Raw genomic sequence first — 24,770 nt, 5'->3', positions numbered from 1 at the left:
GAAAAACACGCTGAGATTTTAAGTTCAAGTTTGGATACAATCGAAGCCTGCGGGGGCGGAAGTGCCAGATGTATGATGGCAGAAGTATTTTTGCCGAGAAATTAGGTTTTAGTTATATAAAATAAAAAGGGATATAAACACGAAGTTTTTTATCCCTTTTTCTGTTTTGTAGAAAAGGCTTACATCAAATTTCCTTTAATGATATTTACGATCGAACTTACGATGTATTGAATTCCGATAGAGATTACAATAAACCCAACAATTCTGGAAATAGCAACAATTCCTGATGCTCCCAAAATTCTTGCTAAGTAATGTGCGCTTTTTAAAATAACAAAAATGGCTACAGCAATAGCTAAAATTGCAAGGCATGAAAAAATAATTTCTTCCATTTGGTGATGTTCCTGATAAAAAGCAATTAATAATGAAATTGACCCAGGACCAGCAAGCATCGGAATCGCCAACGGAGTTAAAGCAATGTCGTTTCTTTGCTGTACTTCATTTTCAATTTTTTTATTGATACCTCGCTTTTTATTAAATTTTCCGGAAAGTAATGAAAAACCAGAATTTACAATTACAATTCCACCGGCAATTCGAAGTGCATCAATACTTATTCCAAAAAAAGTTAAAACATACTGACCAATAAAATAAGAAACCAACAAAATAATGCCAACGTTTATGGCTGTCCATAAAGAAATTCTCGAGCGTTCTTTTTGTGAATCATGTTGTGTTAATCCAACAAAAATTGGAACAGTTCCAATTGGGTTAAGTACAGAAAAAAGTGCAGCAAATAAGTAAATAAATAGATCCATATAATATTGGTTGATAAAGTAAAAGTAAGTAAATTTTAATATCTGTATTCAAATTAATATTATCATATTGTTTTTTAGAGTCAATATTCTAAATCAATAAGATAATTTACGCAATCATTTTTGACTACTTTTGTAGAATATTTTAAGATGATGAAAAATAAAAAAACCTTACTTCTTGGTGCTACTACAAAGCCGGACCGTTATGCTTATAGAGCTATAAATATGCTTACTCAAAAAGGACATACAGTTATTGCAATAGGACAAAATACCGGAGAAGTTGCCGGAGTAAAAATTCAAACGAAAGCTATTCCGGTTAAAAATATAGATACCGTAACTTTGTATTTAAATCCTACCCGCCAACGTGATTATTATAACTACATTGTTGAGTCACAACCGAAAAGAGTAATTTTTAATCCGGGAACTGAAAATCCGGAATTATATCAATTATTAGAACTAAACAATATCGAAGTTGAAGTTGCCTGTACTCTTGTTTTGCTGGCTACAAATCAATATTGAATTCCGTTTTTCTGTTATATATTTTAAGATTCTAAAAGCTTCATGATTTTTATAAAATGATGTTGATTCTTTTATGGAACAGAAAAATATTTTTTATTTTCTAAAGTATTGATTTTGCACAGATCAAAACAAGTGATACCATTAAAAGTATTACTTTTGCTGTCATGGAATTTTCATCAAAATTAATAGAAAAAGCAGTAAACGAAATGTCGCAATTGCCAGGAATTGGTAAACGTACCGCATTACGTTTAGTTCTTCATTTGCTAAAACAACCCAAAGAACAAACAGGATTTCTTTCGCAGGCATTATTAAATATGCGTGAGGATATTAAATTTTGTGAAAACTGCCATAACATTTCAGATACAAAAGTCTGCGAAATTTGTGCAAATAGTACAAGAAATCATCAAACTATTTGTGTTGTCGAAGATATTCGAGATGTAATGGCGATTGAAAATACAGGGCAATACAAAGGTATTTATCATGTTTTAGGAGGAAAAATTTCTCCAATAGAAGGAGTTGGGCCAAGTCAGTTAAATATTTCCAGTTTGGTAGAAAAAGTAAAATCGGGAAAGGTAATTGAAATTATTTTTGCTTTGAGTTCAACTATGGAAGGAGATACAACAAATTTTTATATTTATAAACAAATTGCCGATTCAGAAATTGTTATCTCTACGATTGCCAGAGGAATTTCGGTTGGAGACGAATTAGAATATGCAGACGAAATTACCCTTGGAAGAAGTATTCTGCATCGGGTTCCGTTCGAAAAAACTTTCAAAAGCAATTAAATGCCATCAAATGATATATAGATTTCCTGAAGATTAAAGGAAAAACTATATTTGCGTTAAAATTTTCAAAATGACAAAAAACAGCTTTTATATATTATTGCTCATCGGTACCTTGTTTACATCTTGTATTCCCTTAAATGATCTTGTGTATTTGCAGGATAAAAATACTTCATCAGAGCAAAATAATATTGCGTCAGTAGAATCTAAACCTTATAGATTGCAAGTAAATGATGTTTTAAGTATTAATATAAAAGCTATAGATCCTAAATTGGTTTCTATTTTTAATCCAAAAGAAAACACCAATTTAGATGCAAAATCAGAATCTGCATTATACTTTGATGGATTTACAGTCGATGATCATGGAAATATCAGAATGCCAATTTTGGGTGAAATAAACGTTATAGGATATACTCTTGAAGAAGTTCGTGTGAAAATTGAAAAGGAATTACTTGAAAAATATTTTAAAAGCGAAGCTAATATTTTTGTTACCGTAAAACTTGCAGGTTTCAGATATACTATAAATGGTGAGGTTGGTAATACTGGTACAAAAACATTATTTAAAGATAATGTAAATATAATGGAAGCGATTGCAAATGCCGGCGATATTACAACTGTTGGTAATAGAAAAGAAGTAATGGTAATTCGTCAAACACCAACGGGAGTTCAAATGAATAGTATTGATCTTACTGATGTTAATGTAATGAAATCGCCATATTATTATCTGCAGCCAAATGATTATATATATGTAAAGCCGTTGAAACAAAAAACATGGGGTACAGGTCAGACAGGTATACAATCTATCGGAACAGTTATAACTTTATTGTCTTTGGCAACAACAGTTTATTTGATAATCAGAAATTAAAAAATAATTTATTAAAATGTTAGATATAAAAGATTTTTCCATTTTTGAGAATCATTCAAACTTTGATTTCAAAGGGTTTTTATTAAAAATCCTAAGCTATTGGAAATGGTTTCTGGTAAGTTTAATCATTGCTTTTACAATTGCATATCAGGTAAATATTCGAAAAGAAAAAATTTACGGAATGCAGACCATGATTTCTATAAAAGAAGAAAGTAATCCGTTTTTTACGTCTAACACAAGTTTGGTTTTTAACTGGGGAGGAATTTCAGATCAGGTAAATGGAATCTCTACAATATTACAATCAAGATCACATAACGAATTAGTTGTTGATAAACTTCAATATTATATTGACTACCTTGAGCAGGGAGAATATAACTTAGTAGATTCTTATGGAACTGTGCCTTTTTATGTTGATATTGATAAAACAAAAGGGCAGCTTGCAAATACTTTAATAAGTATTAAGTTTTTAAATGAAAATGAATATCAAATTCAAATTCCATTTGAAAATAATTCTGTTTCATTAATTACATATTTTACTAATAAATACAGCACTACATCTGTACAGCCAGAAACATTTATAAAAAAATATAAAGTTGGCGAACAAGTTTCTTTACCTTTCTTAAATTGGAAACTACAAATTAATGATAATCCAGGTTTTTATAAAGGAAAAGAATATTTTGTAAAGTTTAACGATTTTGATGGGACTGTTTCTCGTTATAAAGGGATAGGTATTGACAGCGATAAAAATGGAGGGTCAATATTGACTCTTTCAATGCAGGGAACAAACAAGGCAAGATTAGTTGAATATTTGAATGCAACAGTAAGAATGTTAATCAAAATTCAGCTTGATGGTAAAAATCAATTTGCAACAAATACTATAAGATTTATAGACAGCACACTTGTTGCTATGGAAGCGCAGCTTAAACAAACTGGAAATGAGTTAAAGACTTTCAGAAAAGATAAAAATATTTATCAAATAGAAGGTGGAGGCGAAAAGTTTTCAGATAAAATAATGGATTTTGATGTAGAAAAGGATCAGGTAACCAGAAAAATAGCTTATTATAATTCTTTAAAATCATATTTAAATAACAGCGTTGATTATTCACGCCTTCCGGCACCTTCTGTTGCAGGAATAGAAGATCCAAATATTGTTACAAATATTTCTAAACTTATAGCTCTTTCTACACAAAGATCTGAAATGGCTTATGCTGTAAAAAGCGATAAGATTTTTAAAGATTTTGATAATCAAATGCAGGCTGTAAAGAGTGTGTTGTTAGAAAATATAGCTTCAGCAAAAGCATCTCTTTTGTATGATCTGTCTTTAGTAAACGCAAAAATTGGTCAGGCAGAGAGTACTGTTAGAAAATTACCTGAAGAACAACAAGAACTTTTGAAAATAAAAAGGAAATATGATTTAAATGATAACATCTACACAGAATTTCTTCAAAAAAGAAATGAGGCAGAAATTGTAAAGGCTTCAAACTTGTCAGATATTCATTTTATTGATCCGGCTAAAGACATTGGCGAAGGGCTAATTGGTCCTAAAACTTCTGCAAATTATATTTTGGCCTTATTTCTAGGGATATTAATTCCTTTAATATTCGTATTCATACTTTTCTTTATAAATAATACGATTCAAAATACTGATGATATTAGTAAATTGACTGAAATACCAATTATTGGCGTAGTAGGATTAAATAAAGACGGGGTAAGTTTAGCTGTTTTTGATAAGCCAAAATCGGCTCTTTCTGAAGCTTTTAGAGGTATTCGTTCATCATTGCAATTTTTATATAAGAAACAACAGGTTAATGGATCAAAAACATTGATGATTACTTCGTCTATAAGTGGTGAAGGAAAAACATTTTGTTCTGTTAATATAGCTACAGTTTTTGCTTTAAGTGAAAAGAAAACTGTTATTGTAGGTTTGGATTTAAGAAAACCAAGATTAGCTGATGAATTTTGTCTAACAAGTAATCAATTAGGAGTAGTAAATTATTTAATTAGACAAAATACTCTTGAAGAAATAACAAACTCTACACAAATTGCAAATCTTGATGTTATACTATCAGGGCCAATTCCTCCAAATCCATCCGAATTAATTTTGAGCGATGCAATGAAGGAATTAATAGAAGAATTAAAGCAGAAATATGATTATATAATTCTTGATACACCACCAGTTGGTTTGGTTTCTGATGCATCAGAACTTGTTCAATATGCAGATGTAACTTTATACATAGTAAGACAGAATTATACTAAAAAAGATATGATCACGTTGCTTAATAATAAAGTTAAAAGAGGAGAATTAAGCAATGCAAGTATTGTTTTTAATGGTTTTGAAAACAAAGCAAAATATGGTTCAACCTATGGGTATGGATACGGTTATGGAGCCTATTCAAACGGATATCATGAAGAAGAAAGAAAAAGTGGGTTTTGGAATTTAATTACAAGTAAATTCAGAAAAAGATAAATTGAGATAATGAAAGATTCAGCTCAAAATACAATATTAATTACTGGCGGCGCAGGTTTTATAGGTTCAAATTTAACCGAACATTTTTTAAAATTAGGCCATAATGTAATTTGCTTGGATAATTTTTCTACAGGACATCGTCATAATTTAAAAGATTTTATAGATAATCCAAAATTCAAATTAATTGAAGGTGACATCCGAAACATTGATGATTGTATTAAAGCAGTAGAAGATGCTGATTATGTTTTACATCAGGCCGCATTAGGATCAGTTCCGAGATCTATAAATGATCCCATAACTACAAATGATGTAAATGTTTCTGGTTTTCTAAATATTTTAATTGCTTCTAGAGATGCAAAAGTAAAACGTTTTGTTTATGCGGCAAGCTCATCAACTTATGGAGATTCTGAAGGTTTGCCAAAAGTTGAAGAAGTAATAGGAAAACCTCTTTCTCCGTATGCTATTACCAAGTATGTAAATGAACTATATGCTGAAATTTTCAGTAAAACTTATGGACTGGAAACGATTGGACTTCGCTATTTTAATGTTTTTGGGAGGAAACAAGATCCGGATGGAGCTTATGCAGCAGTAATTCCAAAATTCGTTAAACAATTAATGAATTATGAAAGTCCGGTAATTAATGGCGATGGAAATTATTCACGCGATTTTACATATATAGATAATGTGATTCAAATGAATGAATTGGCAATTACAACGCAAAATCAATCTGCTTTTAACACAGTATATAATACTGCTTTTGGTGATCGAAATACATTAAATGATTTAGTAAAGTATTTAAAAAAATACTTGTCTGAGTTGGATTCAAAAATTGCTGATGTTGAAATAATTTATGGAGAAAATAGAGCAGGCGATATTCCACATTCATTAGCAAGTATTGATAAGGCTAAAAAACTGTTAGGATATAATCCAAAATATTCTTTAGAAGAAGGATTAAAAGAGGCAGTAAGCTGGTATTGGAATAATTTGAAATAAAAAAATAGATAATAATTTAAGTAAATGGAAATTACAAAAATTTGCTGCATAGGCGCTGGTTATGTTGGAGGCCCTACAATGGCGGTTATAGCGCAAAAATGTCCGCATATACAAGTTACAGTTGTAGATTTAAACGAACAAAGAATTAAAGATTGGAATGATCCAAATACTGATAATATTCCTATTTATGAGCCAGGACTTTCTGAAATTGTAGCAGAAGCAAGAGGAAGAAATTTATTTTTTTCTACAGAAGTTGAGAAAGCTATAGATGAAGCTCAGGTAATTTTTATTTCAGTTAATACCCCTACCAAAACTTATGGTAAAGGAAAAGGTATGGCGGCTGATTTAAAATATATTGAATTGTGTGCAAGACAGATTGCCAAAGTTGCAAAACAAAATAAAATTGTAGTTGAAAAATCAACCTTGCCGGTTAGAACTGCAGAAGCTATAAAAAGTATTTTAGACAATACGGGAAATGGTGTTCAATTTCAAATTTTATCAAATCCTGAATTTTTAGCAGAAGGAACAGCTATTACCGATTTGTTAAATCCGGACAGAATTTTAATTGGAGGTGACACAACTCCAGATGGAGAAGAAGCAATAAACGCTTTAGTAAATGTTTATGCAAACTGGGTAAGTAAAGATAAAATTTTAACAACAAACGTTTGGTCTTCAGAGTTGTCTAAATTGACAGCAAATGCATTTTTGGCACAGCGTATTTCTTCAATTAATGCAATGTCTGAATTATGTGAAAAAACGGGAGCAGATGTAAATGAAGTTGCCAAAGCAATTGGAATGGATAGTAGAATCGGACCAAAGTTCTTAAAAGCTTCGGTTGGTTTTGGAGGGTCTTGTTTCCAAAAAGATATTTTAAACTTGGTTTATATCGCTAAAACGTACGGCTTAAATGAAGTTGCAGATTACTGGGAGCAAGTTATAATTATGAATGATCATCAAAAAAGGAGATTTTCAAGTAAAATTGTTCAGACATTATATAATACTGTAGCAGATAAAAAGATTACTTTTTTAGGCTGGGCTTTTAAGAAAGATACAAACGATACGAGAGAATCAGCAGCAATATATGTGGCTGATGATTTAATCAATGAGCAGGCAAAAATTTCGGTTTATGATCCAAAAGTTTCCAAAAACAAAATGCTTAGCGATTTAGATTATTTAGAAACTAGAAGTGCAGAAAAAAATCTTGAGGCTTTAACCATATTAAATGACCCTTACGAAGCTTGTAAAAATGCTCATGCAATTGCAGTTTTAACAGAATGGGATGAGTTTACAACTTATGACTGGAAGAGAATTTATGATTCAATGCATAAACCCGCATTTGTTTTTGATGGAAGAAATATATTAGATGCGAAAAAATTAGAATCTATCGGTTTTGTTTATAATGGAATAGGTTCTTAATTAGACTATTTTATTAAAAGTAGAATTATTTGAAAGAGAAAATGAGATTTGATTAGGGTTTTATTTTTAATACTAAAATAGAAATTATGGATTGGTATGTAATTTATACAAAACCAAAATGGGAAAAAAAAGTAGCTGAACGATTGAATGAAATGGGAATAGAATGCTACTGTCCTTTAATAACAAAGATAAAGCAGTGGTCAGATAGGAAAAAGAAAGTCGAAGCGCCGCTTTTTAATTCATACGTTTTTGTGCAATTGCCGGATAATGAGAGGAATTCTGTATTTCAGATTGCAGGTGTTGTAAGGTATTTGTTTTGGTTAGGAAAACCAGCCATTGTTCGCAATGAAGAAATAAATATTATAAAGAACAGTCTTAAAGCCCCAAATATAGCCGATATTTCTGTAACATCATTTCAGGTAGGAGATAAAATAAAGCTAGAGTCTGGAGTGTTTAATAATCAAAATGCAATCGTACAGGAAGTTTCAAATACGCATTATATTTTAGTGCTTGAATCATTGGGATGTGTTTTAAAAATAAAATATAAATAAAGGCTGTAAAATATAAAAGAGAGAAATAGGTTGATATTTTCTCTCTTTTTTGTTTTGTAGTAAAATTCTTAACATACTGATTGAAAGGTTGTTGCTGTTTTTTAGAAAAATTTAATACGATTTCTTTTTACTTATACCATAAACTGTATTGATTAAACAGAATGAATATGCTATATTTGCCAAAATTGTTTTTTAGGGTGTCTGAGTCATTAGTTTGTGACTCAGAAGGGCGAAGCCGTGAGTTTTAGTAATTGAAACTAATAAATTGAAAAATTAAATTGAAAGAAAATATAAAAATAGCTATTATTGGCTTGGGGTATGTTGGATTACCGTTAGCCAGATTATTTGCTACAAAATATTCAGTTGTTGGTTTTGATATTAATGAATCTAGAGTTAAAAGCTTAAATTCAGGTGTCGATACAACATTAGAAGTCGACAAAGAAACTCTACAAAAAGTATTGGTAAAGGATATCAATAACGAAGCTGGGCTTTACTGTACAAGTTCTCTTGAGGATATTTCAAACTGTAATTATTTTATAATAACAGTTCCAACTCCGGTAGATAAAAATAATCGTCCAGATCTTACTCCTTTATACAAGTCTAGCGAATCTGTTGGAAAAGTATTAAAAAAGGGAGATATTGTTATTTACGAATCAACCGTATATCCAGGAGTAACAGAAGAGCAATGTGTGCCGGTTTTGGAGAAAATTTCAGAATTAAAATTTAATGAAGATTTCTTCGTTGGTTATTCGCCTGAAAGAATAAATCCGGGAGACAAGGAACATACTGTTGAGAAAATATTAAAGGTTACATCAGGTTCAACTCCGGAAATTGGCCAGAAAGTCGATTCATTATATAAATCAGTTATAATTGCAGGAACACATTTAGCACCTTCTATAAAAGTAGCAGAAGCCGCAAAAGTAATTGAGAATTCTCAACGTGATATTAATATAGCTTTTGTTAATGAATTAGCAAAAATATTCAATTTAATGAATATTGATACTCAGGAAGTATTGAAGGCAGCTGGAACAAAGTGGAATTTTTTGCCATTCAAACCAGGTTTGGTAGGTGGTCATTGTATTGGAGTTGATCCCTATTATTTGGCACAAAGAGCGCAAGAATTTGGATACCATCCTGAAATAATTTTAGCAGGACGACGTTTAAATGACAGCATGGGTGAATATGTTGCTTCACAAATTGTAAAACTTATGATTAAAAAAGGAGTTTCTGTTAATGGAGCTCAGCTTTTAATGTTGGGAATTACGTTTAAAGAAAACTGTCCTGACGTAAGAAATACTAAAATAGTTGATGTAATAAAAGCATTAAAAGAATACGGAATAGTAGTTACAATTTTTGACCCTTTAGCTAGTATCGAAGAAGTCAAAAAAGAATACAAATTAGATACTAAAAATTCTTTGCCAACAGAAAAATTTGATGCTATAGTTTTAGGAGTAGCACATAATGAATTTTTAAATTTAAATTTTTCTGAATTGCAAAAAGAAAGTAGTCTATTATATGATGTAAAAGGAGTTTTAGGAGAATTAGCAGATAATAGACTATAAACTTTAATTCTTATTTAATTTATAAAAATGGAAAAAAACAACTCAATTATACATGTTATTTTAACTGGAGGAGTAGGAAGTAGATTATGGCCGCTTTCTCGTAAAAGCCAGCCAAAACAATATTTGGAAATTTTTGAAAACAAGTCATTATTTGAAATGACTGTAGAACGTAATAGTCACCTTGCTGATAAAGTAATGGTTGTTGGAAATGTTGATAATCATCATTTAAGCGGAAAAGTTATGGATAAAACCAAAACTGATTATGTGAACATTGTCGAAGCTACTCCAAGAAATACAGCAGCTGCTATTGCATTTGCAGCATTTGCATCAAATCCCGAAGACATTTTAATTATAACTCCATCTGATCATATTATTGATAAAATGGATGACTATAATAATGCAATTCAAGAAGCTATTAACAAAGCAAAAGATGGCTTTATAGTGACATTTGGAATTATTCCAACCAAACCTGAAACAGGTTATGGATATATTGAATCAAAAGGTGATAAAGTTCTGTCATTTAGAGAAAAGCCAAACGAAACTACTGCAAAAGAATTTATCGCAAGAGGTAATTTTTTATGGAATAGTGGAATGTTCTGCTTTAAAGCAGGGGTATTACTCGATGAATTGAAACAATTTCAGCCAGATGTATATGAAGCATCTAAAGCTGTTTGGGAAGCTCACAAAGAAGGATTTCTAGACTTGGATTTATCTTTACAAATTCCATCCATCAGTATTGATTATGCAGTTATGGAGCGTAGTAAAAAGATAAAAGTTGTACCAGCTTCATTTTCATGGTCAGATTTAGGATCGTTTGAATCTGTTTATGAATATTTGATTACAAAAGGGCATCCTATAGATAAAAATGGCAACATGGTTATCGGTTGTGATGATCATACAACTTTCTTAGGATTACAAAACACTATATTTGTTCATACTAAAACTGCAAATTTAATTCTTCAGAAAGAAAGTTCGCAAGATGTGAAAGATATCTATAGTGAATTGGAAAAACAAAATTCAGATTTATTAAATTAATTAAGATGAAAAAAATTCTTATAACTGGCGGGGCTGGATTTATTGGTTCCCATGTAGTAAGACGTTTCGTAAATAGATACCCAAATTATCAGATTTTTAATTTGGACGCATTAACTTATGCAGGAAATCTGGAAAACATAAAAGATATTCAGGATAAACCAAATTATACTTTTGTAAAAGGAGATATTGTTGATGAAAGTTTTATTAACGATCTTTTTTCAAAACATAATTTTGATGGAATTTTGCATTTAGCTGCAGAATCGCATGTTGATCGTTCTATTGAAGATCCATTAGCTTTTGTAAAAACAAATGTTGTTGGAACAATGAATTTATTGAATGTTGCAAAAAATCAATGGAAAGGGAATTTTGAAGGAAAAAGATTTCACCATATTAGTACAGATGAAGTATATGGTTCTCTTGGTACGGAAGGGCTTTTTACAGAGGATACTCCGTATGATCCAAATTCACCTTATTCTGCATCAAAAGCCAGTTCTGATCATTTTGTTAGGGCTTATGGAGAAACATATGACTTACCTTATATTTTAACAAATTGTTCTAATAATTATGGACCGTATCATTTTCCTGAAAAATTGATCCCACTATTTATTAATAATATTATAAATAATAACCCATTGCCTTTGTATGGAGATGGAAATTACACTCGTGACTGGTTATTTGTTGAAGATCATGCTGTTGCAATAGACTTAGTTTTCCACAAGGGAAAAAATCATGAAACTTATAATATTGGTGGATTTAATGAATGGAAAAACATTGAATTAGTTAAACTATTATGTAATTTAATGGATCAAAAGTTAGGTAGAATCGAAGGGACTTCTCAAGAACTAATTACATACGTTAAAGATAGACCAGGCCATGATTTACGTTATGCAATTGATGCATCAAAAATAAATAAGGAATTAGGATGGAAACCATCTGTAACCTTTGAAGAAGGATTAGAAAAAACAATAAATTGGTATTTGAATAATCAAGAGTGGCTGAAAAATGTTACTTCAGGATCATACAAAGATTATTATCAAAAACAATATTCTTAAACATTTTATTTACATGAAAAAAATAGCATACGTTCTTACCCTATTTTTAGTTTTAGTAACATCTTTGAATGTTTATGGACAAGATGTGCTCAAATCTAAAGACTTGAGCACAATAAAGGTAGATTATTTATCACAAGATGATATTGCTAAAATTAGTGCACAACTAAAAAGCAACAATATGACTATTGATGAAGCTGAACCTATTGCAATATCAAAAGGTATGAGTCAAGAAGAATTTGAGAAGCTAAAAATAAGATTAAATGCTATGTCTAATAGTTCTACAAATAAGAACAATTCATTAGATAAAGATAAAACTAAAGCTGAATTTGGAAGAACTCAGGAAAAAATTGTTAATAATAAAGTAAAGGATTCTACGAATGCTTTAATCTTTGGCTCGGAACTTTTTGATACTCCTAATTTAAATTTTGAACCAGATTTAAAATTAGCCACACCAGTTAATTATATTTTAGGGCCAGGTGATGAGCTACAAATAAGTATATATGGTGTACAAGAATTTAGTGCAAGTATCCCTGTTAGTACAGAAGGAAGAATAAGTATTCAATATGTAGGACAAATTGCTGTTGCAGGAATGCCAATTGAAGCGGCCACGCAAAAAATTAAAGCAGCAATTGCGAATGTTTACAGCACAGTACGTTCAGGACAATCTCAAGTGAGCGTCAGTCTTAATCAAATACGTACTATTAAAATTACAGTAATAGGAGGAAAACAACCCGGAAATTATTCAATTTCTTCTTTAGCTACAGTTTATAACGCTCTACACTTAGCTGGCGGACCGGGTAAAAATGGCAGTTATAGAAATATAGAATTGATACGAAATAATAAAGTTTTTAAAAATATAGATATCTATAGATTTTTGGTAAAAGGAGATCAATCAGATAATGTTAATTTAAAAGACAATGATGTTATCAGAATCCCTGCTTATAGTGAAAGAGTTAAAGTTGATGGGGAAGTTAAGCGTCCTGGTGTTTTTGAAATGAAAAAAGGAGAAACTTTTTCAGATTTATTAAACTTTGCGTCAGGATTTAACGAATTTGCTTATACAGCATCAGTAAATGTATTGCAAAAAACTGGAAAAGAATTTAAAGTTCACGATATAAACGAAAGTGATTTTAGTTCCTATATTCCGCATTCAGGTGATGTTTTCAGGGTAACAAAAATTTTAGATAGATTTGAAAATCGTATTAAAATTGAAGGTGCAGTTTTCAGACCGGATTATTATTCTTTTACAGAAGGTATGAGGATTTCCGATCTTATTGCCAGAGCCGAAGGATTAAAGGAAGATGCATATAGTAAAAGAGCAAGGATAATTCGCTTGAAATCAGATTTAACAGTAGAGATTGTAAATGTTGATTTGAATGCAGCATTAACAGGAGATCTAAATTCGGATATTGAATTAAAGAGAGAAGATGTTGTTACTGTATATTCTATTTTGGATTTTAGAGAAGAATATAAAGTAACCATAGATGGAGAAGTAAAAAAACCTGGAGTATATGATTATGTTGAAAATCTGACTTTAAATGATTTAATAGTTCAAGTAGGTGGATTAACTGGATCTGCATCTAAACGAGTAGAAGTTGCTAGAATGGTTAAGTCAGATGTGATAAATGATAAAGATCCAAAACGTATTGAATTGCTGCAGCTTGAAATTTCGTCCGATAATAATGAGCAAGCGAAAAACTTTATTTTAAAACCTTTTGATGTTATTAATATTCGTAGAATAGCTGTTTATGAAAAACCTCAAATGGTAACTATTTCTGGTGCAGTTGCATACCCAGGAAAATATGTATTAGCAAACAAGAAAGAGAAAGTATATGATATAGTTATGAGAGCTGGAGGATTAACTACTATATCAAATGTTGAGGGAATGAAAATAAAAAGACCTATTAAGAAAGACGAATTAGAAAAATTAGAAAGTGTAGATTTAAATTTATCTAAAAATGATTCTTTAAAAGAAAAATTAGCGGATATAAAATTTTCTACAATTCCTATTAACTGGGAAAAAATAGAGAAAGATAAAGATCATTATTCTAATGTTACATTATTTCCAGGCGATGAGATTGAAGTAGCTGTATATAATGAAGGTGTTAAAGTGACAGGAAATGTATTATTAACATCTGAAATTCCATATAGAAGCGGAAAAGGATTTAAATATTACATTAATGCTGTAGGGGGAGTTAATAATAAAGGATGGAAGAGAAAGGCATATATTATATATCCAAATGGTAAGGCAGATGTAACAAAATCATTTTTATTTTTCAGAGCATATCCTTCAGTCGAACCTGATTCACAAATTGTTGTTCCTGAAAAACCTGAAACTAAAAAAATGAGTACAGGAGAATGGGTTAGTATTGGAAGTGTATTAACTAGTCTGGCATTATTAATAGTAACAGCTTTTAAATAAATTAAATGGATAATATTGCTTTTGAAAATGATGAAATTTCATTGAAAGAATTAATTATAAAATTAAAAGAATGGACAGCCTATCTATTTTCTAAATGGAAAATTATAATGCTGGCAGGAATATTAGGAGCATTTTTAGGAATTGGTTACTCACTAATAAAAAAGCCAATTTATACTGCCAAATTATCCTTTGCTCTAGAAGATGAAAAAGCTGGAGGAGGATTTGGTGGAGCATTAGGCTTGGCTAGTACACTTGGATTAGATTTAGGCGGAAGTGGTGGGGGAATGTTTTCCGGGAGTAATTTAACTGAGCTGTTTAAATCAAGATATATGGTTGAAAAAACACTTTTATCACCTGTTACTGTAGATGGTAAGACTATTTCTTTGGCTGAGATGTATATTAAAAATAATGACTGGAGAGAAAAATGGGATAAAGATTTGAAATTAAAAAAGATTCAGTTTTTACCTAATTCACAGCGTCAAAATTTTAATCGAGTTCAAGATAGTATTTTAGGGATTATTTTTGACAGATTATCAAAAGGGGGATTAAGTGTTGATCAAAAAGATAAAAAAATATCAATCATCACTGTTGAAGTTTCTTCAAGCGATGAGCTTTTTTCAAAATATTTTTGTGAAGGGTTGGTTCAACAAGTTGGAAATTTTTACATAGATACCAAAAGCAAAAAAGCCAGATTAAACATGAATATACTTCAAAGACAAACTGATTCTATTCGAAGTGAGCTTAATGGGGCAATTACGGGTGTTGCTGTAGCTAATGATAATACTTTTAACTTAAATCCTGCTCTTAATGTTCGGAAAGCGCCATCAGTTCGAAGACAGGTAGATGTTCAGGCTAATACAGCTATCCTTACAGAACTGGTAAAACAAACAGAATTAGCAAAAGTTACTTTGCGTAGAGAAACTCCCCTTATTCAAGTAATAGATAAGCCTATATTGCCATTGTTTAAAGAACGCTTTGGTAAAGCAAAAGGTATAATCTTTGGAGGTTTTTTAGGAGGTTTTTTAATGTTGATTTATTTAATTATTAAACGTATAGTTAAACGATTAATTTAAATCTTTTTTTTAATATTTATAACAACTATTATATGTTGAACAATAAAACAATTTTAATAACAGGAGGAACAGGATCTCTTGGTAAAGCACTAACAAAGCATATTTTTAGTACTTACCCATTAGTTAAAAAAGTAATTATATTCTCTAGAGATGAGCAAAAACAATTTCAAATGGCTCAGGAATATCCATTAAGCAACTATCCTCAGATTCGATTTTTTTTGGGTGACGTTAGAGATGAACAAAGATTAGTAAGAGCTTTTCAAGGAGTAGATTATGTGATCCATGCAGCAGCTATGAAACATGTGCATCTGGCTGAATATAATCCTGATGAATGCATAAAAACAAATATAGGAGGTGCTCAGAATGTTATTCATGCAGCAATGCAAACCAATGTGAAAAATGTTGTCGCTTTATCAACTGATAAAGCTTGTGCGCCAATTAATCTTTATGGAGCTACAAAATTGACCTCTGATAAGTTATTTGTTGCAGCAAACAATATAAAGGGATTTAATCCTATAAAATTTTCAGTAGTTAGATATGGAAACGTAATGGGATCAAATGGATCCGTAATTCCGTTTTTTATTAATAAAAAGAAAGAAGGAAAACTACCTATTACCAATATGTCTATGACACGATTCAATATATCTCTGCAAGGAGGAGTTGATATGGTTATGCATGCTATGGAACATGCTTGGGGGGGAGAAATTTTTATACCTAAAATACCATCGTATAGAATAACAGATGTAGCAAAAGCAATAGCACCAGATTGCCCTCTTGAAATTGTAGGGATTAGACCAGGTGAAAAAATACATGAAGAAATGATTACAGCTTCTGATTCCTTTTATACGTACGATTTAGGTAAATATTATACAATTCTTCCATCTGTTCCTAATTTCAAACTGCAGGAATATTTAAGTCATTTTAATGCTAAAAAAGTAGAAGATGGATTTAATTACAACTCTGGTTCAAATGAAGACTGGGAGACTGTTGATACTTTGCGAACTTTGATTACAGAACACGTTGATGCTAATTTTGAAGTATAATGGAAAATAAAATTATTCCTTATGGAAGGCAAGATATAACAGATGAAGATGTTAGAGTTGTAATAGAAACTTTAAAATCAGATTTTTTAACTCAGGGGCCTAAAATAAAAGAATTTGAAGAGAAATTTGCAAAATCTGTCAATTCTAAATATGCTGTAGCAGTTAACAATGCAACTGCAGGTCTTCATATTGGGGTTATGGCTTTAGGGTTGCAAGAAGGAGACAGAGTAATCACTACTCCAATAACTTTTGCGGCTTCAGCAAATTGTGCACGATTTGTAGGTGCAGAAGTTTGGTTTGCAGATATTGACAGAGATACTTATTTATTGTCTCTTGAAAAAACCAAAGAATTAATAGAAAGCAAACCAAAAGGTTTTTTTAAAGGAATAATTCCTGTTGATTTTGCTGGATTACCAGTAGATTTAGAAGCTTTTAGAAAATTAGCTGATGAACACGGCTTATGGATTTTGGAGGATGCATGTCATGCCCCTGGAGGGTATTTTATGGATTCTAAAAACCAAAAACAGTTTTGTGGAAATGGAGTTTATGCAGATGCTGCGGTTTTTTCATTCCATCCTGTAAAACATATTGCATGTGGAGAAGGAGGAATGGTAACTACCAATTCTGATGAAGTTTATAAAAAATTATTGCTTTTACGTTCTCATGGAATTACAAAAGACAATATGTCAGAAAATCAGGGTGGTTGGTTTTATGAAATGCAGACATTAGGATATAATTATAGAATAACTGATTTTCAAGCAGCACTAGGAATTTCTCAACTTGCAAGAAATGAAAAGGGAGTAGAAAAGAGAAATGAAATTGCTCAGAAGTATAAAAAAGCGTTTGAAGGAAAGATTACGTTTCAAAGCTTACCGGATAAATTTTTAAATGCACATCATCTTTTTGTAATTGAAGTTGAAGATAGAAAAGGGCTTTATGATTATTTACATCAAAATAAGATTTATGCTCAAATTCATTATATACCTGTTCATCAATTGCCTTATTATAGAGAAATTGGATATAATAATGATACTGATTTAAGTAAAGCAGAAGATTACTATTCAAAGTGCATAAGCCTGCCAATGTATCCTACATTGACAGCTGAGGAACAAGAATTTGTAATTGACAAAATTAATTTATTTTATTCTAATAACTTATAAGATTTCATGGCATATACAATTATTGAAGTAGCAAATACTCATGGAGGAGATATAAAATATATTAAAAGTTTAGTTTCACAATTTTCAGTATTCAAGGAAAATTTTGGGATTAAATTTCAACCATTGCATCCAGATAAATTAGCAACAAAAGATTTTGAATGGCATTCGGTTTATGAAGAATTATTATTTAATTCATCAGAATGGAATGATATAATAAATTTAGCAAAAGAAACAAAGGACGTTTGGTTGGATATATTTGATGAGTATGGAGTACAGATTTTAGAAGAAAATCATTCAAAAATTTATGGAATCAAGTTGCAGGTTTCAGTCTTGTTTAATTATGCGGTATTAAATGCTTTGTCTAAAATCAATCTTTCTGATAAGAAGCTAATAATTAATGTAGCCTCTCTTGATTTGAATGAAATAGAGTATTTTTTGAACAAATATGAAGAAAATCTTAACCCAGAAGAAATATTAATTGAGGTTGGATTTCAGGGTTATCCGACTTTGTTGCAAGATTCGGGCATTTCTAAGATTAATAAAGTTAAGAATACATTTTCAAAGAAAGTAGTTTTTGCTGATCATGTTGATCGTGAATCTGATTATGCCATATGGTTACCTGCTTTAGCAATTGCATCTGGAGCTGATATTGTAGAGAAACATGTATTGTTGGAAAATGCTGAGACCAAATATGATATGTATTCAAGCCTTGGTTTTTCTCAGTTTACTAAAATGATTGAGGTAATTAATAATTATGAGGATCTTTTAAAAGCAGAATTCATTAATGATAGAGAACTTTTGTATTTAGAGAAATCTATTATGAAACCTTTATTGAAAGAAGCAAAAGAAAAGGGACAATATTTGTCAATTAATGAAGATTTCGAGTTTAAAAGATCTGGTAAAAATGGACTAAATTCGAAACAAATTAAAGATCTAATTTCAGCATTTCATTTACTTTCAGTTTCTAAAGATAAAGGAGAAACGTTACAGAGAGAAGATTTTAAAAAAGCAAATATTGCTGTAATTATTGCTTGTCGATTAAAATCTACAAGGTTAAAAGAAAAAGCTTTACTTAAAATTGGAGACCTTACCTCAGTTGAATTATGTATTAAAAATGCTTGTAAATTTGAGAATGTTAGTAATGTAATTTTAGCTACTTCAAATTTAGAATCAGATTTGTCACTTAAAGATTATACTTATAATGAGTCTGTAGTTTTTCATCAAGGTGACCCGGAAGATGTTATACAAAGATATTTAGATATTACAAGAAAATTAAAAATTGATGTTGTAATTAGAGTAACGGCAGATTGCCCATTTATTGATAATGAAATTTGTGAAATTTTATTAAAGTCTCATTTTGAGAATGGGGCTGATTATACTGCTGCAAAAGATGCTGCTGTTGGTACAAATATTGAAATTATAAATGTACAAGCAATGGAAAAAGTAAAGAGCTATTTTCCTTCTGCAGATTATTCAGAATATATGACTTGGTATTTTATTAATAATCCAGAATATTTCAAAATCAATTTAGTAGATCTTCCTAAAAGTTTGATTAGAGATTATAGGCTTACTTTAGATTATGATGAGGATATAATATTGTTTAATAAAATTCATGATAATCTTTCTTCAACAGGTAATTATACTATTAAAGATATTTTTAATTTATTAGATTCAAATCCAGAACTGCCAGAAATAAATGGTCATATTAAACTTAAATATAAGACAGATCAAAGTTTAATAGATACTTTAAATGCTAACACAAAAATTAAAAGTAGTTAAAGTTTAAAAAGAATATTATGATAACTGATACAATTGAAAATCTATCAAATTATAAAGTTATATACCCAGAGATTACCGAATTAATTGATATTCTCAAAAAGAGTGATTTAGAATCGTTGCATGAAAAAACGATTAGTAATGAGATAACTTTAATCCCAATACAAAGCAAAAAGGTATCTGAGTCATTTGATGAAAATATTTTAGAGGCACATAAAAAACTGATGGATATTCATATAACTTTAAACGGCATCGATGTTATTGCATATGCAGATGTTAATAGAGAAGTGGAGGAATATAAAAAATATATTGAGGCAGATGATTACGCATTGTTTAAGTCTAATACCATTAAAGAAATTATAATTCCTAAAGGATATTTCTGTATTATCCCTAATAATTTTGCTCACATGGCTTTATATAAAGGTCATTCTGATGTGAAAAAAATAGTAGTTAAATTGCGCGCTGATTTATAACAAATAGATTTTTATTATAATCTGAAATAATAAAAAATGAGAATATTGTTTTTGACAGATTCATTATCATTGCCTCGTAAATACGATCAAGGAGAAGTTAATTATGAAGATACTTATATCCATTTGCTCAAGAAAAAATATCCAGAATTAGTTATTTGTGATTTTGCAATGGGTGGAGCAAGAATAACGGATTTAGTTGGTCAATGTTTTTATTATAAACAATTTAAGCCTGATCTTGTTTTTATTCAATGTGGTATAGTCGATTGTGCCCCTAGATCTTTTACGGTACTAGAAAAAGTATTAATTGATAAATTTAGATTACGTTATATTACAAAATTTTTTGACAAAAAATTAAGGAGTTTGCGTAATTGTACTTATACCAATAGAAAACTTTTTTTGGATTCATTAATACAGATTAAAAGCTCATTTGAACATATTCCTCTTTATTCCTTAGGCATTTTACAAATTTGTGATCAATATGAAATGATAGTGCCAGGAATAAAAAAAAATGCTAAAGAATACAATGATTTATTAAAAGGGCAGACTCAATTTATTAGTAATGATGATTTTCCTCTTGATGGAATCATCTCTGATTTTCATCATTTAAATGAGAAAGGACATCAATTGATTTTTGAAAAAATTGAAGATATTATTGTCAATCGCTTAAGATAATTTAATAGATGGTTTTTGTTTTTAGAAAATATTGTTATTTTTTGTAGAGGTATGATGATTTTGAATAAAAGAGTAATTTTTAGAGCAGATGGCAATTCGCGAATTGGGTACGGTCATTTTGTTAGAACACTTGGACTTGCAGAACTAATAAATCAGGAATTTAATTGTATATATGCTACTCAAAAACCGACAGAATATCAATTAAATGAAATTCATAAATTTTGTACTGAAGTTATAGAATTAAGTGATAATGATGATCATTATCAAGAATTTTTAGATTATTTGGATGAAGGCGACATAGTTGTATTAGATAATTATTTTTTTACTTCGGAATATCAAACTAAAATAAGAGAGAAAGGATGTAAATTAATTTACATAGATGATCATAATGATAAGGACTATGTTTGTGATGCTTTAATAAATAATATACCAGGATTTGCGTATAATTCTTTTAGAAAGAGAAGTTATACAAAATTATATTTAGGAACCAATTATGCTTTGTTAAGGAAAGAATTCTTTAATTCGAAATACAGATCAATTAAAAAAAAGCCTAATACTGTTTTTATGTCATTTGGAGGGGCAGATTTTTTTAATATTTCAGAAAAAATAGTAAGTTTTTTAAATGAAATTGGTTCTTTTTCTGAAATAAATTTATTGATTGGAGATGCTTATAAATTTTTCCCCAGTTTAGAAAAGTTTAAAAATTTAAAAATTCATAAAAATATAAATGCTGATGAAGTTGCTTTGTTAATAGCAGGCTCTGATATATGTATTGTACCTGCCAGCAGCCTTTTAAATGAAACAGCATCTGTAGGAAGTAAAATTTTGGTCGGTTATTTTGCAGAGAATCAAATTCAACCCTATAATCACTTTGTCGATAATAATTTAGCGATTGGAGTGGGAGATTATAGAAACGTTGATTTTAATTCATTTAAAACTAAAATTAAAGAAGTTATGGAATCTTCTTTTTTAATTGAAAATCAAAAAAAAGTGTACAATTATCAACAGTACGCTAATCTAAAAAAAGTGTTCTATGATTTGTAGTGAAATAAAAGTTGGTTTAATTGGTTTCGGTAGTGTTGGTAAGCAATTATATAATACACTATTAGAAAATAATTATCAGGAAAAAAACATCTATATTTTTGCTGATGATATAACTCCAAACGATAAAGAAAGAAGATATAGATTTAATGATTTTAAATTAGACGTTTTTAAAAATTTACATTTTATACCAACATTAGGGTATCTAAGTAAAAATTTGAAATATGAAATTCTTAATTATTTGATTGAAAAGGAATATAATATTTTTTCATTTATACATCCAACAGCTTTTGTCAGTAGAAATGCTAAAATTGGAAAAGGAGTGATTATTTATCCTTTATGTAATATTGATCAAGGTGTAACGATAGAGGATGGAACTATAATACTGAATTCATCTATTGTCGCTCATGATACTCATGTAGGGAAATGTACTTATATTGCCCCAGGAGTTTGTTTAAGTGGTTTTATAAATGTGGGTGAGCTTTCATTTATTGGTACAGCTGCAACAATTGCAAATAATGTAACAGTAGGAAGAAATAGCACAATAGCAATTGGGACTTGCTTAACAAAAGATATTAAAGAAGATAGTTTTGTAATAGGAAATCCATTTAAGCATAAAGAAAACATCACGCTATATTAAGGGATAGTGAAATAGATTAAAATTGAAAAAAATTATAATAATAACAGGAACAAGTAGAGGACTTGGTAAAGCTTTAGTTGATTTAACATTAATTGACGAAGAGATTAAGATTATATCTTTATCCAGATCATTACATGATGATCATAAAGGGATAAATTCAGATAAATTATTATTAATCAAAACAGATCTGTCTGAACCCTTCTCAATGGAAGTTATTGATACAGTAAAAAAAGAAATTAGCCAAACTTCTATTATTTATTTTTTTAATAATGCTGGTGTAATTTTACCCATAAATAAAATAAGTAATTTTAGTGTTTCGGAAATTGGATTATCAATTAATACCAATATTAATTATCCAGTAAATCTAATAAATCAACTTTTATATAATTTTTTAGACAATAAAATTGTATTAGTAAACATTACTTCTGGAGCTGGAAACAATTCAATACCGTATTGGTCATTATATTGTTCCGCAAAGGCTTATTTAAAAATGTTTTTTAAAGTTTTAGAAGAAGAAAACTTAAATAATCAAAAACTAAAAATTTTTAGTATTGATCCAGGAGTTTTAGATACTAAGATGCAAGAGGATATAAGAAAAAATCATTTTCCTGAGCAAAAATATTTTAATTCATTAAAATCAGATAACAAACTTATGAAAGCTGAGGATGCAGCTAATAAAATACTTACTGAAATTAATTTTTATTCATGAAAATAGCCGTCATTTCAGATATTCATGGTAATCACTATGCTTTGCAGGAAGTTTTAAACGAAGCAAGGAATATTGGAGTTGATAAAATTTTGGTTTTAGGTGATATCGTAGGGTATTATTACTATCCTGAAAAAATTTTGAATTTGCTTTCAGAATGGGATTATGAAATTATCAAAGGTAATCATGAAGTGATCCTCCAAGAACTTTATGAAAAGAAAATCAGCACTGAAATATTAGTTGAAAAATACGGCAGAGGGCATGAATATGCGTTAAAAAAAATCCCTCAGGATAAGCTAGATTGGTTATTCTCACTTCCAGTACAAAAATCACTTATTATAGATGGTGTTTCTTTTCAGTTAAATCACGGTAGTCCTTCAAGTATTGATGAATATATTTATCCAGATGCCCCAATTGCTCAATTAGAAAAGTGTAATTCTAAACAACATGATTTTGTATTAATAGGACATTCTCATTACTCATTTTCATATAAATGTATTGATAGCATTTTGATAAATTGCGGATCTGTCGGACAATCACGAGAAAAAGGAGGAAAGGCATATTGGGCATTAATAAATACAGATAATAAAGATTATAAAATAAGAGTTACTTCTTATAGTCCCGCAAAATTAATTCAGGACATTCAATCAATAGAATCAAAAATAGGATACTCTTCAAAAATTTTAGAGCGATAAAGAACATTAAAAAAATCGTTTGTAGTTTTGAATTTTTTAAATAGAAACTAAATAAAAAGTTGTACTAATTTACATTATGAAAGAAAAATTAAATATTCTCGTTACAGGTTGTGGAGGAGATATAGGACAAAGTGTAGGCAAAATTCTTAACGAATATACTTTAGTAAATAATTTATATGGTTGCGATATCTCAGATAAAAATGCAGCAAAATTTATTTATTCTAATTTTTTTTTAGGTTTAAAATGTACTGATAATGAATATATTAAAAATCTGAAAAACTTTGTAAATGAGAAAAACATAGATTTAGTTATTCCTATTTCTGAGCCAGAATTAAGGTTTTTTTCTAGAGAAAAAATAAATAAAATTGGAAAAGCAGAATTAATTTTAGCTTCTTCAAATGCTCTTGAGATAGGTTTTGATAAATTAGAAACTGCAAATTTTTTAAAAAATAATAATCTTCCTTTTCCAGTTACAAATTCCATTACAAATGCTGAACCAGTAGAGTATCCAGTAATATTAAAATCAAGAACAGGGTCAGGTAGTTCAAGCGTGTATATAGTTAAAGATTACGACACTTTTATTTCGGTTAAAAAAAATAATCCAGATTTTATTATACAAGCATTTTTGGATGGAGATAATGGTGAATATACTTGTGGCCTTTTTAGAAGTAAAACAGGAATAATACGCTCAATTATACTTAAAAGAGAATTGATGGGTGGTTTTACTGGATATGGAGAGGTAATTGAAAATAATCAGATCAGTGATTTGTTAAAATCCTTAGCAGAAAAAATTAATTTGGTAGGGAGTATTAATGTACAATTAAGACTGACTTCAAAAGGACCAATTGTTTTTGAGATTAATCCACGATTCTCAAGTACAGTTAGATTTAGACATTTGCTTGGTTTTAAAGATTTAGAGTGGTCAATACAGGATAAATTAAATTTAGAAATTTCTAATTACGAAGATAATTCAATTGGAAAAAAATTGTATAAAGGATTTAGTGAGTATATTCAATAAAAA

Annotated in this window: 24 protein-coding genes; 23 read left to right on the top strand and 1 reads right to left on the bottom strand. The window is 29.6% G+C overall.

Going from position 1 to position 24,770, the window contains the following annotated elements:
* On the top strand, positions 1 to 105 hold a 105-nt coding region (locus tag BUC29_RS21350; RefSeq protein ID WP_244160825.1), incomplete at its 5' end, for an arginine deiminase-related protein.
* 74 nt (positions 106 to 179) lie between these two features.
* Here BUC29_RS21350 and BUC29_RS12110 read toward each other — a convergent pair.
* Positions 180 to 809: a MarC family NAAT transporter gene (locus BUC29_RS12110; RefSeq protein WP_073416424.1), complete on the bottom strand. Its 630-nt coding sequence runs from the start codon at positions 807 to 809 to the stop codon at positions 180 to 182.
* 150 nt (positions 810 to 959) lie between these two features.
* Here BUC29_RS12110 and BUC29_RS12105 point away from each other — a divergent pair, with 150 nt between their 5' ends.
* The 22 genes from BUC29_RS12105 (at position 960) to BUC29_RS12000 (ending at position 24,767) form a co-directional block, all read left to right on the top strand.
* Positions 960 to 1,325 (top strand): CoA-binding protein, encoded by a 366-nt coding sequence (locus BUC29_RS12105; RefSeq protein WP_073416423.1) that lies wholly within the window; start codon positions 960 to 962, stop codon positions 1,323 to 1,325.
* A gap of 164 nt (positions 1,326 to 1,489) precedes the next feature.
* Positions 1,490 to 2,110, top strand: coding sequence for a recombination mediator RecR (gene recR / locus BUC29_RS12100; protein ID WP_073416422.1), 621 nt, complete (start codon positions 1,490 to 1,492; stop codon positions 2,108 to 2,110).
* Between the two features lie 70 nt (positions 2,111 to 2,180).
* Positions 2,181 to 2,972 (top strand): polysaccharide biosynthesis/export family protein, encoded by a 792-nt coding sequence (locus tag BUC29_RS12095; protein WP_073416421.1) that lies wholly within the window; start codon positions 2,181 to 2,183, stop codon positions 2,970 to 2,972.
* Positions 2,973 to 2,988: 16 nt separating this feature from the next.
* Positions 2,989 to 5,439 (top strand): exopolysaccharide transport family protein, encoded by a 2,451-nt coding sequence (locus BUC29_RS12090; RefSeq protein WP_073416420.1) that lies wholly within the window; start codon positions 2,989 to 2,991, stop codon positions 5,437 to 5,439.
* 9 nt (positions 5,440 to 5,448) lie between these two features.
* Positions 5,449 to 6,432 (top strand): SDR family oxidoreductase, encoded by a 984-nt coding sequence (locus BUC29_RS12085; protein WP_073416419.1) that lies wholly within the window; start codon positions 5,449 to 5,451, stop codon positions 6,430 to 6,432.
* 24 nt (positions 6,433 to 6,456) lie between these two features.
* A complete protein-coding gene (locus BUC29_RS12080) occupies positions 6,457 to 7,848 on the top strand; it encodes a UDP-glucose 6-dehydrogenase (protein ID WP_073416418.1) in 1,392 nt (463 codons plus the stop codon).
* An 86-nt stretch (positions 7,849 to 7,934) separates the two neighbouring features.
* Entirely contained in the window at positions 7,935 to 8,399 is a 465-nt protein-coding gene (locus BUC29_RS12075) for a UpxY family transcription antiterminator (RefSeq protein ID WP_073416417.1), read from the top strand.
* A 278-nt stretch (positions 8,400 to 8,677) separates the two neighbouring features.
* Entirely contained in the window at positions 8,678 to 9,961 is a 1,284-nt protein-coding gene (locus BUC29_RS12070; RefSeq protein ID WP_317043486.1) for a nucleotide sugar dehydrogenase, read from the top strand.
* Between the two features lie 27 nt (positions 9,962 to 9,988).
* The gene (locus tag BUC29_RS12065; protein WP_073416415.1) at positions 9,989 to 10,996 is read left to right on the top strand and encodes a mannose-1-phosphate guanylyltransferase; all 1,008 of its coding nucleotides are present in this window, start codon (positions 9,989 to 9,991) and stop codon (positions 10,994 to 10,996) included.
* A gap of 5 nt (positions 10,997 to 11,001) precedes the next feature.
* Positions 11,002 to 12,048 carry a dTDP-glucose 4,6-dehydratase gene (gene rfbB, locus BUC29_RS12060; protein ID WP_073416414.1) on the top strand — a complete coding sequence of 349 codons (1,047 nt, stop codon included), beginning with the start codon at positions 11,002 to 11,004 and terminating at the stop codon, positions 12,046 to 12,048.
* 13 nt (positions 12,049 to 12,061) lie between these two features.
* Positions 12,062 to 14,470, top strand: a complete 2,409-nt coding sequence (locus tag BUC29_RS12055; RefSeq protein ID WP_073416447.1) for an SLBB domain-containing protein — start codon at positions 12,062 to 12,064, stop codon at positions 14,468 to 14,470.
* Positions 14,471 to 14,475: 5 nt separating this feature from the next.
* Positions 14,476 to 15,543: a Wzz/FepE/Etk N-terminal domain-containing protein gene (locus BUC29_RS12050; RefSeq protein ID WP_073416413.1), complete on the top strand. Its 1,068-nt coding sequence runs from the start codon at positions 14,476 to 14,478 to the stop codon at positions 15,541 to 15,543.
* 32 nt (positions 15,544 to 15,575) lie between these two features.
* Positions 15,576 to 16,586, top strand: coding sequence for a UDP-N-acetylglucosamine 4,6-dehydratase (inverting) (pseB, locus tag BUC29_RS12045; RefSeq protein ID WP_073416412.1), 1,011 nt, complete (start codon positions 15,576 to 15,578; stop codon positions 16,584 to 16,586).
* On the top strand, positions 16,586 to 17,746 hold the full coding sequence (pseC, locus tag BUC29_RS12040; RefSeq protein ID WP_073416411.1) for a UDP-4-amino-4,6-dideoxy-N-acetyl-beta-L-altrosamine transaminase: 1,161 nt from the start codon (positions 16,586 to 16,588) through the stop codon (positions 17,744 to 17,746). Before pseB ends, pseC begins: the two co-directional genes overlap by 1 nt.
* Before the next feature lie 6 nt (positions 17,747 to 17,752).
* Positions 17,753 to 19,525, top strand: a complete 1,773-nt coding sequence (locus BUC29_RS12035) for a cytidylyltransferase domain-containing protein (RefSeq protein WP_073416410.1) — start codon at positions 17,753 to 17,755, stop codon at positions 19,523 to 19,525.
* Positions 19,526 to 19,542: 17 nt separating this feature from the next.
* Positions 19,543 to 19,995, top strand: a complete 453-nt coding sequence (locus BUC29_RS12030) for a YhcH/YjgK/YiaL family protein (RefSeq protein ID WP_073416409.1) — start codon at positions 19,543 to 19,545, stop codon at positions 19,993 to 19,995.
* 36 nt (positions 19,996 to 20,031) lie between these two features.
* The gene (locus BUC29_RS12025; protein WP_073416408.1) at positions 20,032 to 20,667 is read left to right on the top strand and encodes an SGNH/GDSL hydrolase family protein; all 636 of its coding nucleotides are present in this window, start codon (positions 20,032 to 20,034) and stop codon (positions 20,665 to 20,667) included.
* 15 nt (positions 20,668 to 20,682) lie between these two features.
* The gene (gene pseG / locus BUC29_RS12020) at positions 20,683 to 21,711 is read left to right on the top strand and encodes a UDP-2,4-diacetamido-2,4,6-trideoxy-beta-L-altropyranose hydrolase (RefSeq protein ID WP_139260492.1); all 1,029 of its coding nucleotides are present in this window, start codon (positions 20,683 to 20,685) and stop codon (positions 21,709 to 21,711) included.
* Entirely contained in the window at positions 21,701 to 22,348 is a 648-nt protein-coding gene (locus BUC29_RS12015; RefSeq protein WP_073416406.1) for an acetyltransferase, read from the top strand. The genes pseG and BUC29_RS12015 overlap by 11 nt, the downstream gene beginning before the upstream one ends.
* A gap of 22 nt (positions 22,349 to 22,370) precedes the next feature.
* Complete coding sequence (locus BUC29_RS12010) at positions 22,371 to 23,057, top strand: SDR family NAD(P)-dependent oxidoreductase (protein WP_073416405.1); 687 nt, start codon at positions 22,371 to 22,373, stop codon at positions 23,055 to 23,057.
* The gene (locus BUC29_RS12005; RefSeq protein WP_073416404.1) at positions 23,054 to 23,749 is read left to right on the top strand and encodes a metallophosphoesterase family protein; all 696 of its coding nucleotides are present in this window, start codon (positions 23,054 to 23,056) and stop codon (positions 23,747 to 23,749) included. Before BUC29_RS12010 ends, BUC29_RS12005 begins: the two co-directional genes overlap by 4 nt.
* A gap of 76 nt (positions 23,750 to 23,825) precedes the next feature.
* Entirely contained in the window at positions 23,826 to 24,767 is a 942-nt protein-coding gene (locus tag BUC29_RS12000) for an ATP-grasp domain-containing protein (protein WP_073416403.1), read from the top strand.
* The last annotated feature ends 3 nt before the right edge of the window (positions 24,768 to 24,770 follow it).

Origin of the sequence: Flavobacterium defluvii (genome assembly GCF_900129555.1) — a bacterium.
GTDB lineage: Bacteria > Bacteroidota > Bacteroidia > Flavobacteriales > Flavobacteriaceae > Flavobacterium > Flavobacterium defluvii.
This window is presented reverse-complemented; position numbering and strand designations above follow the sequence as displayed.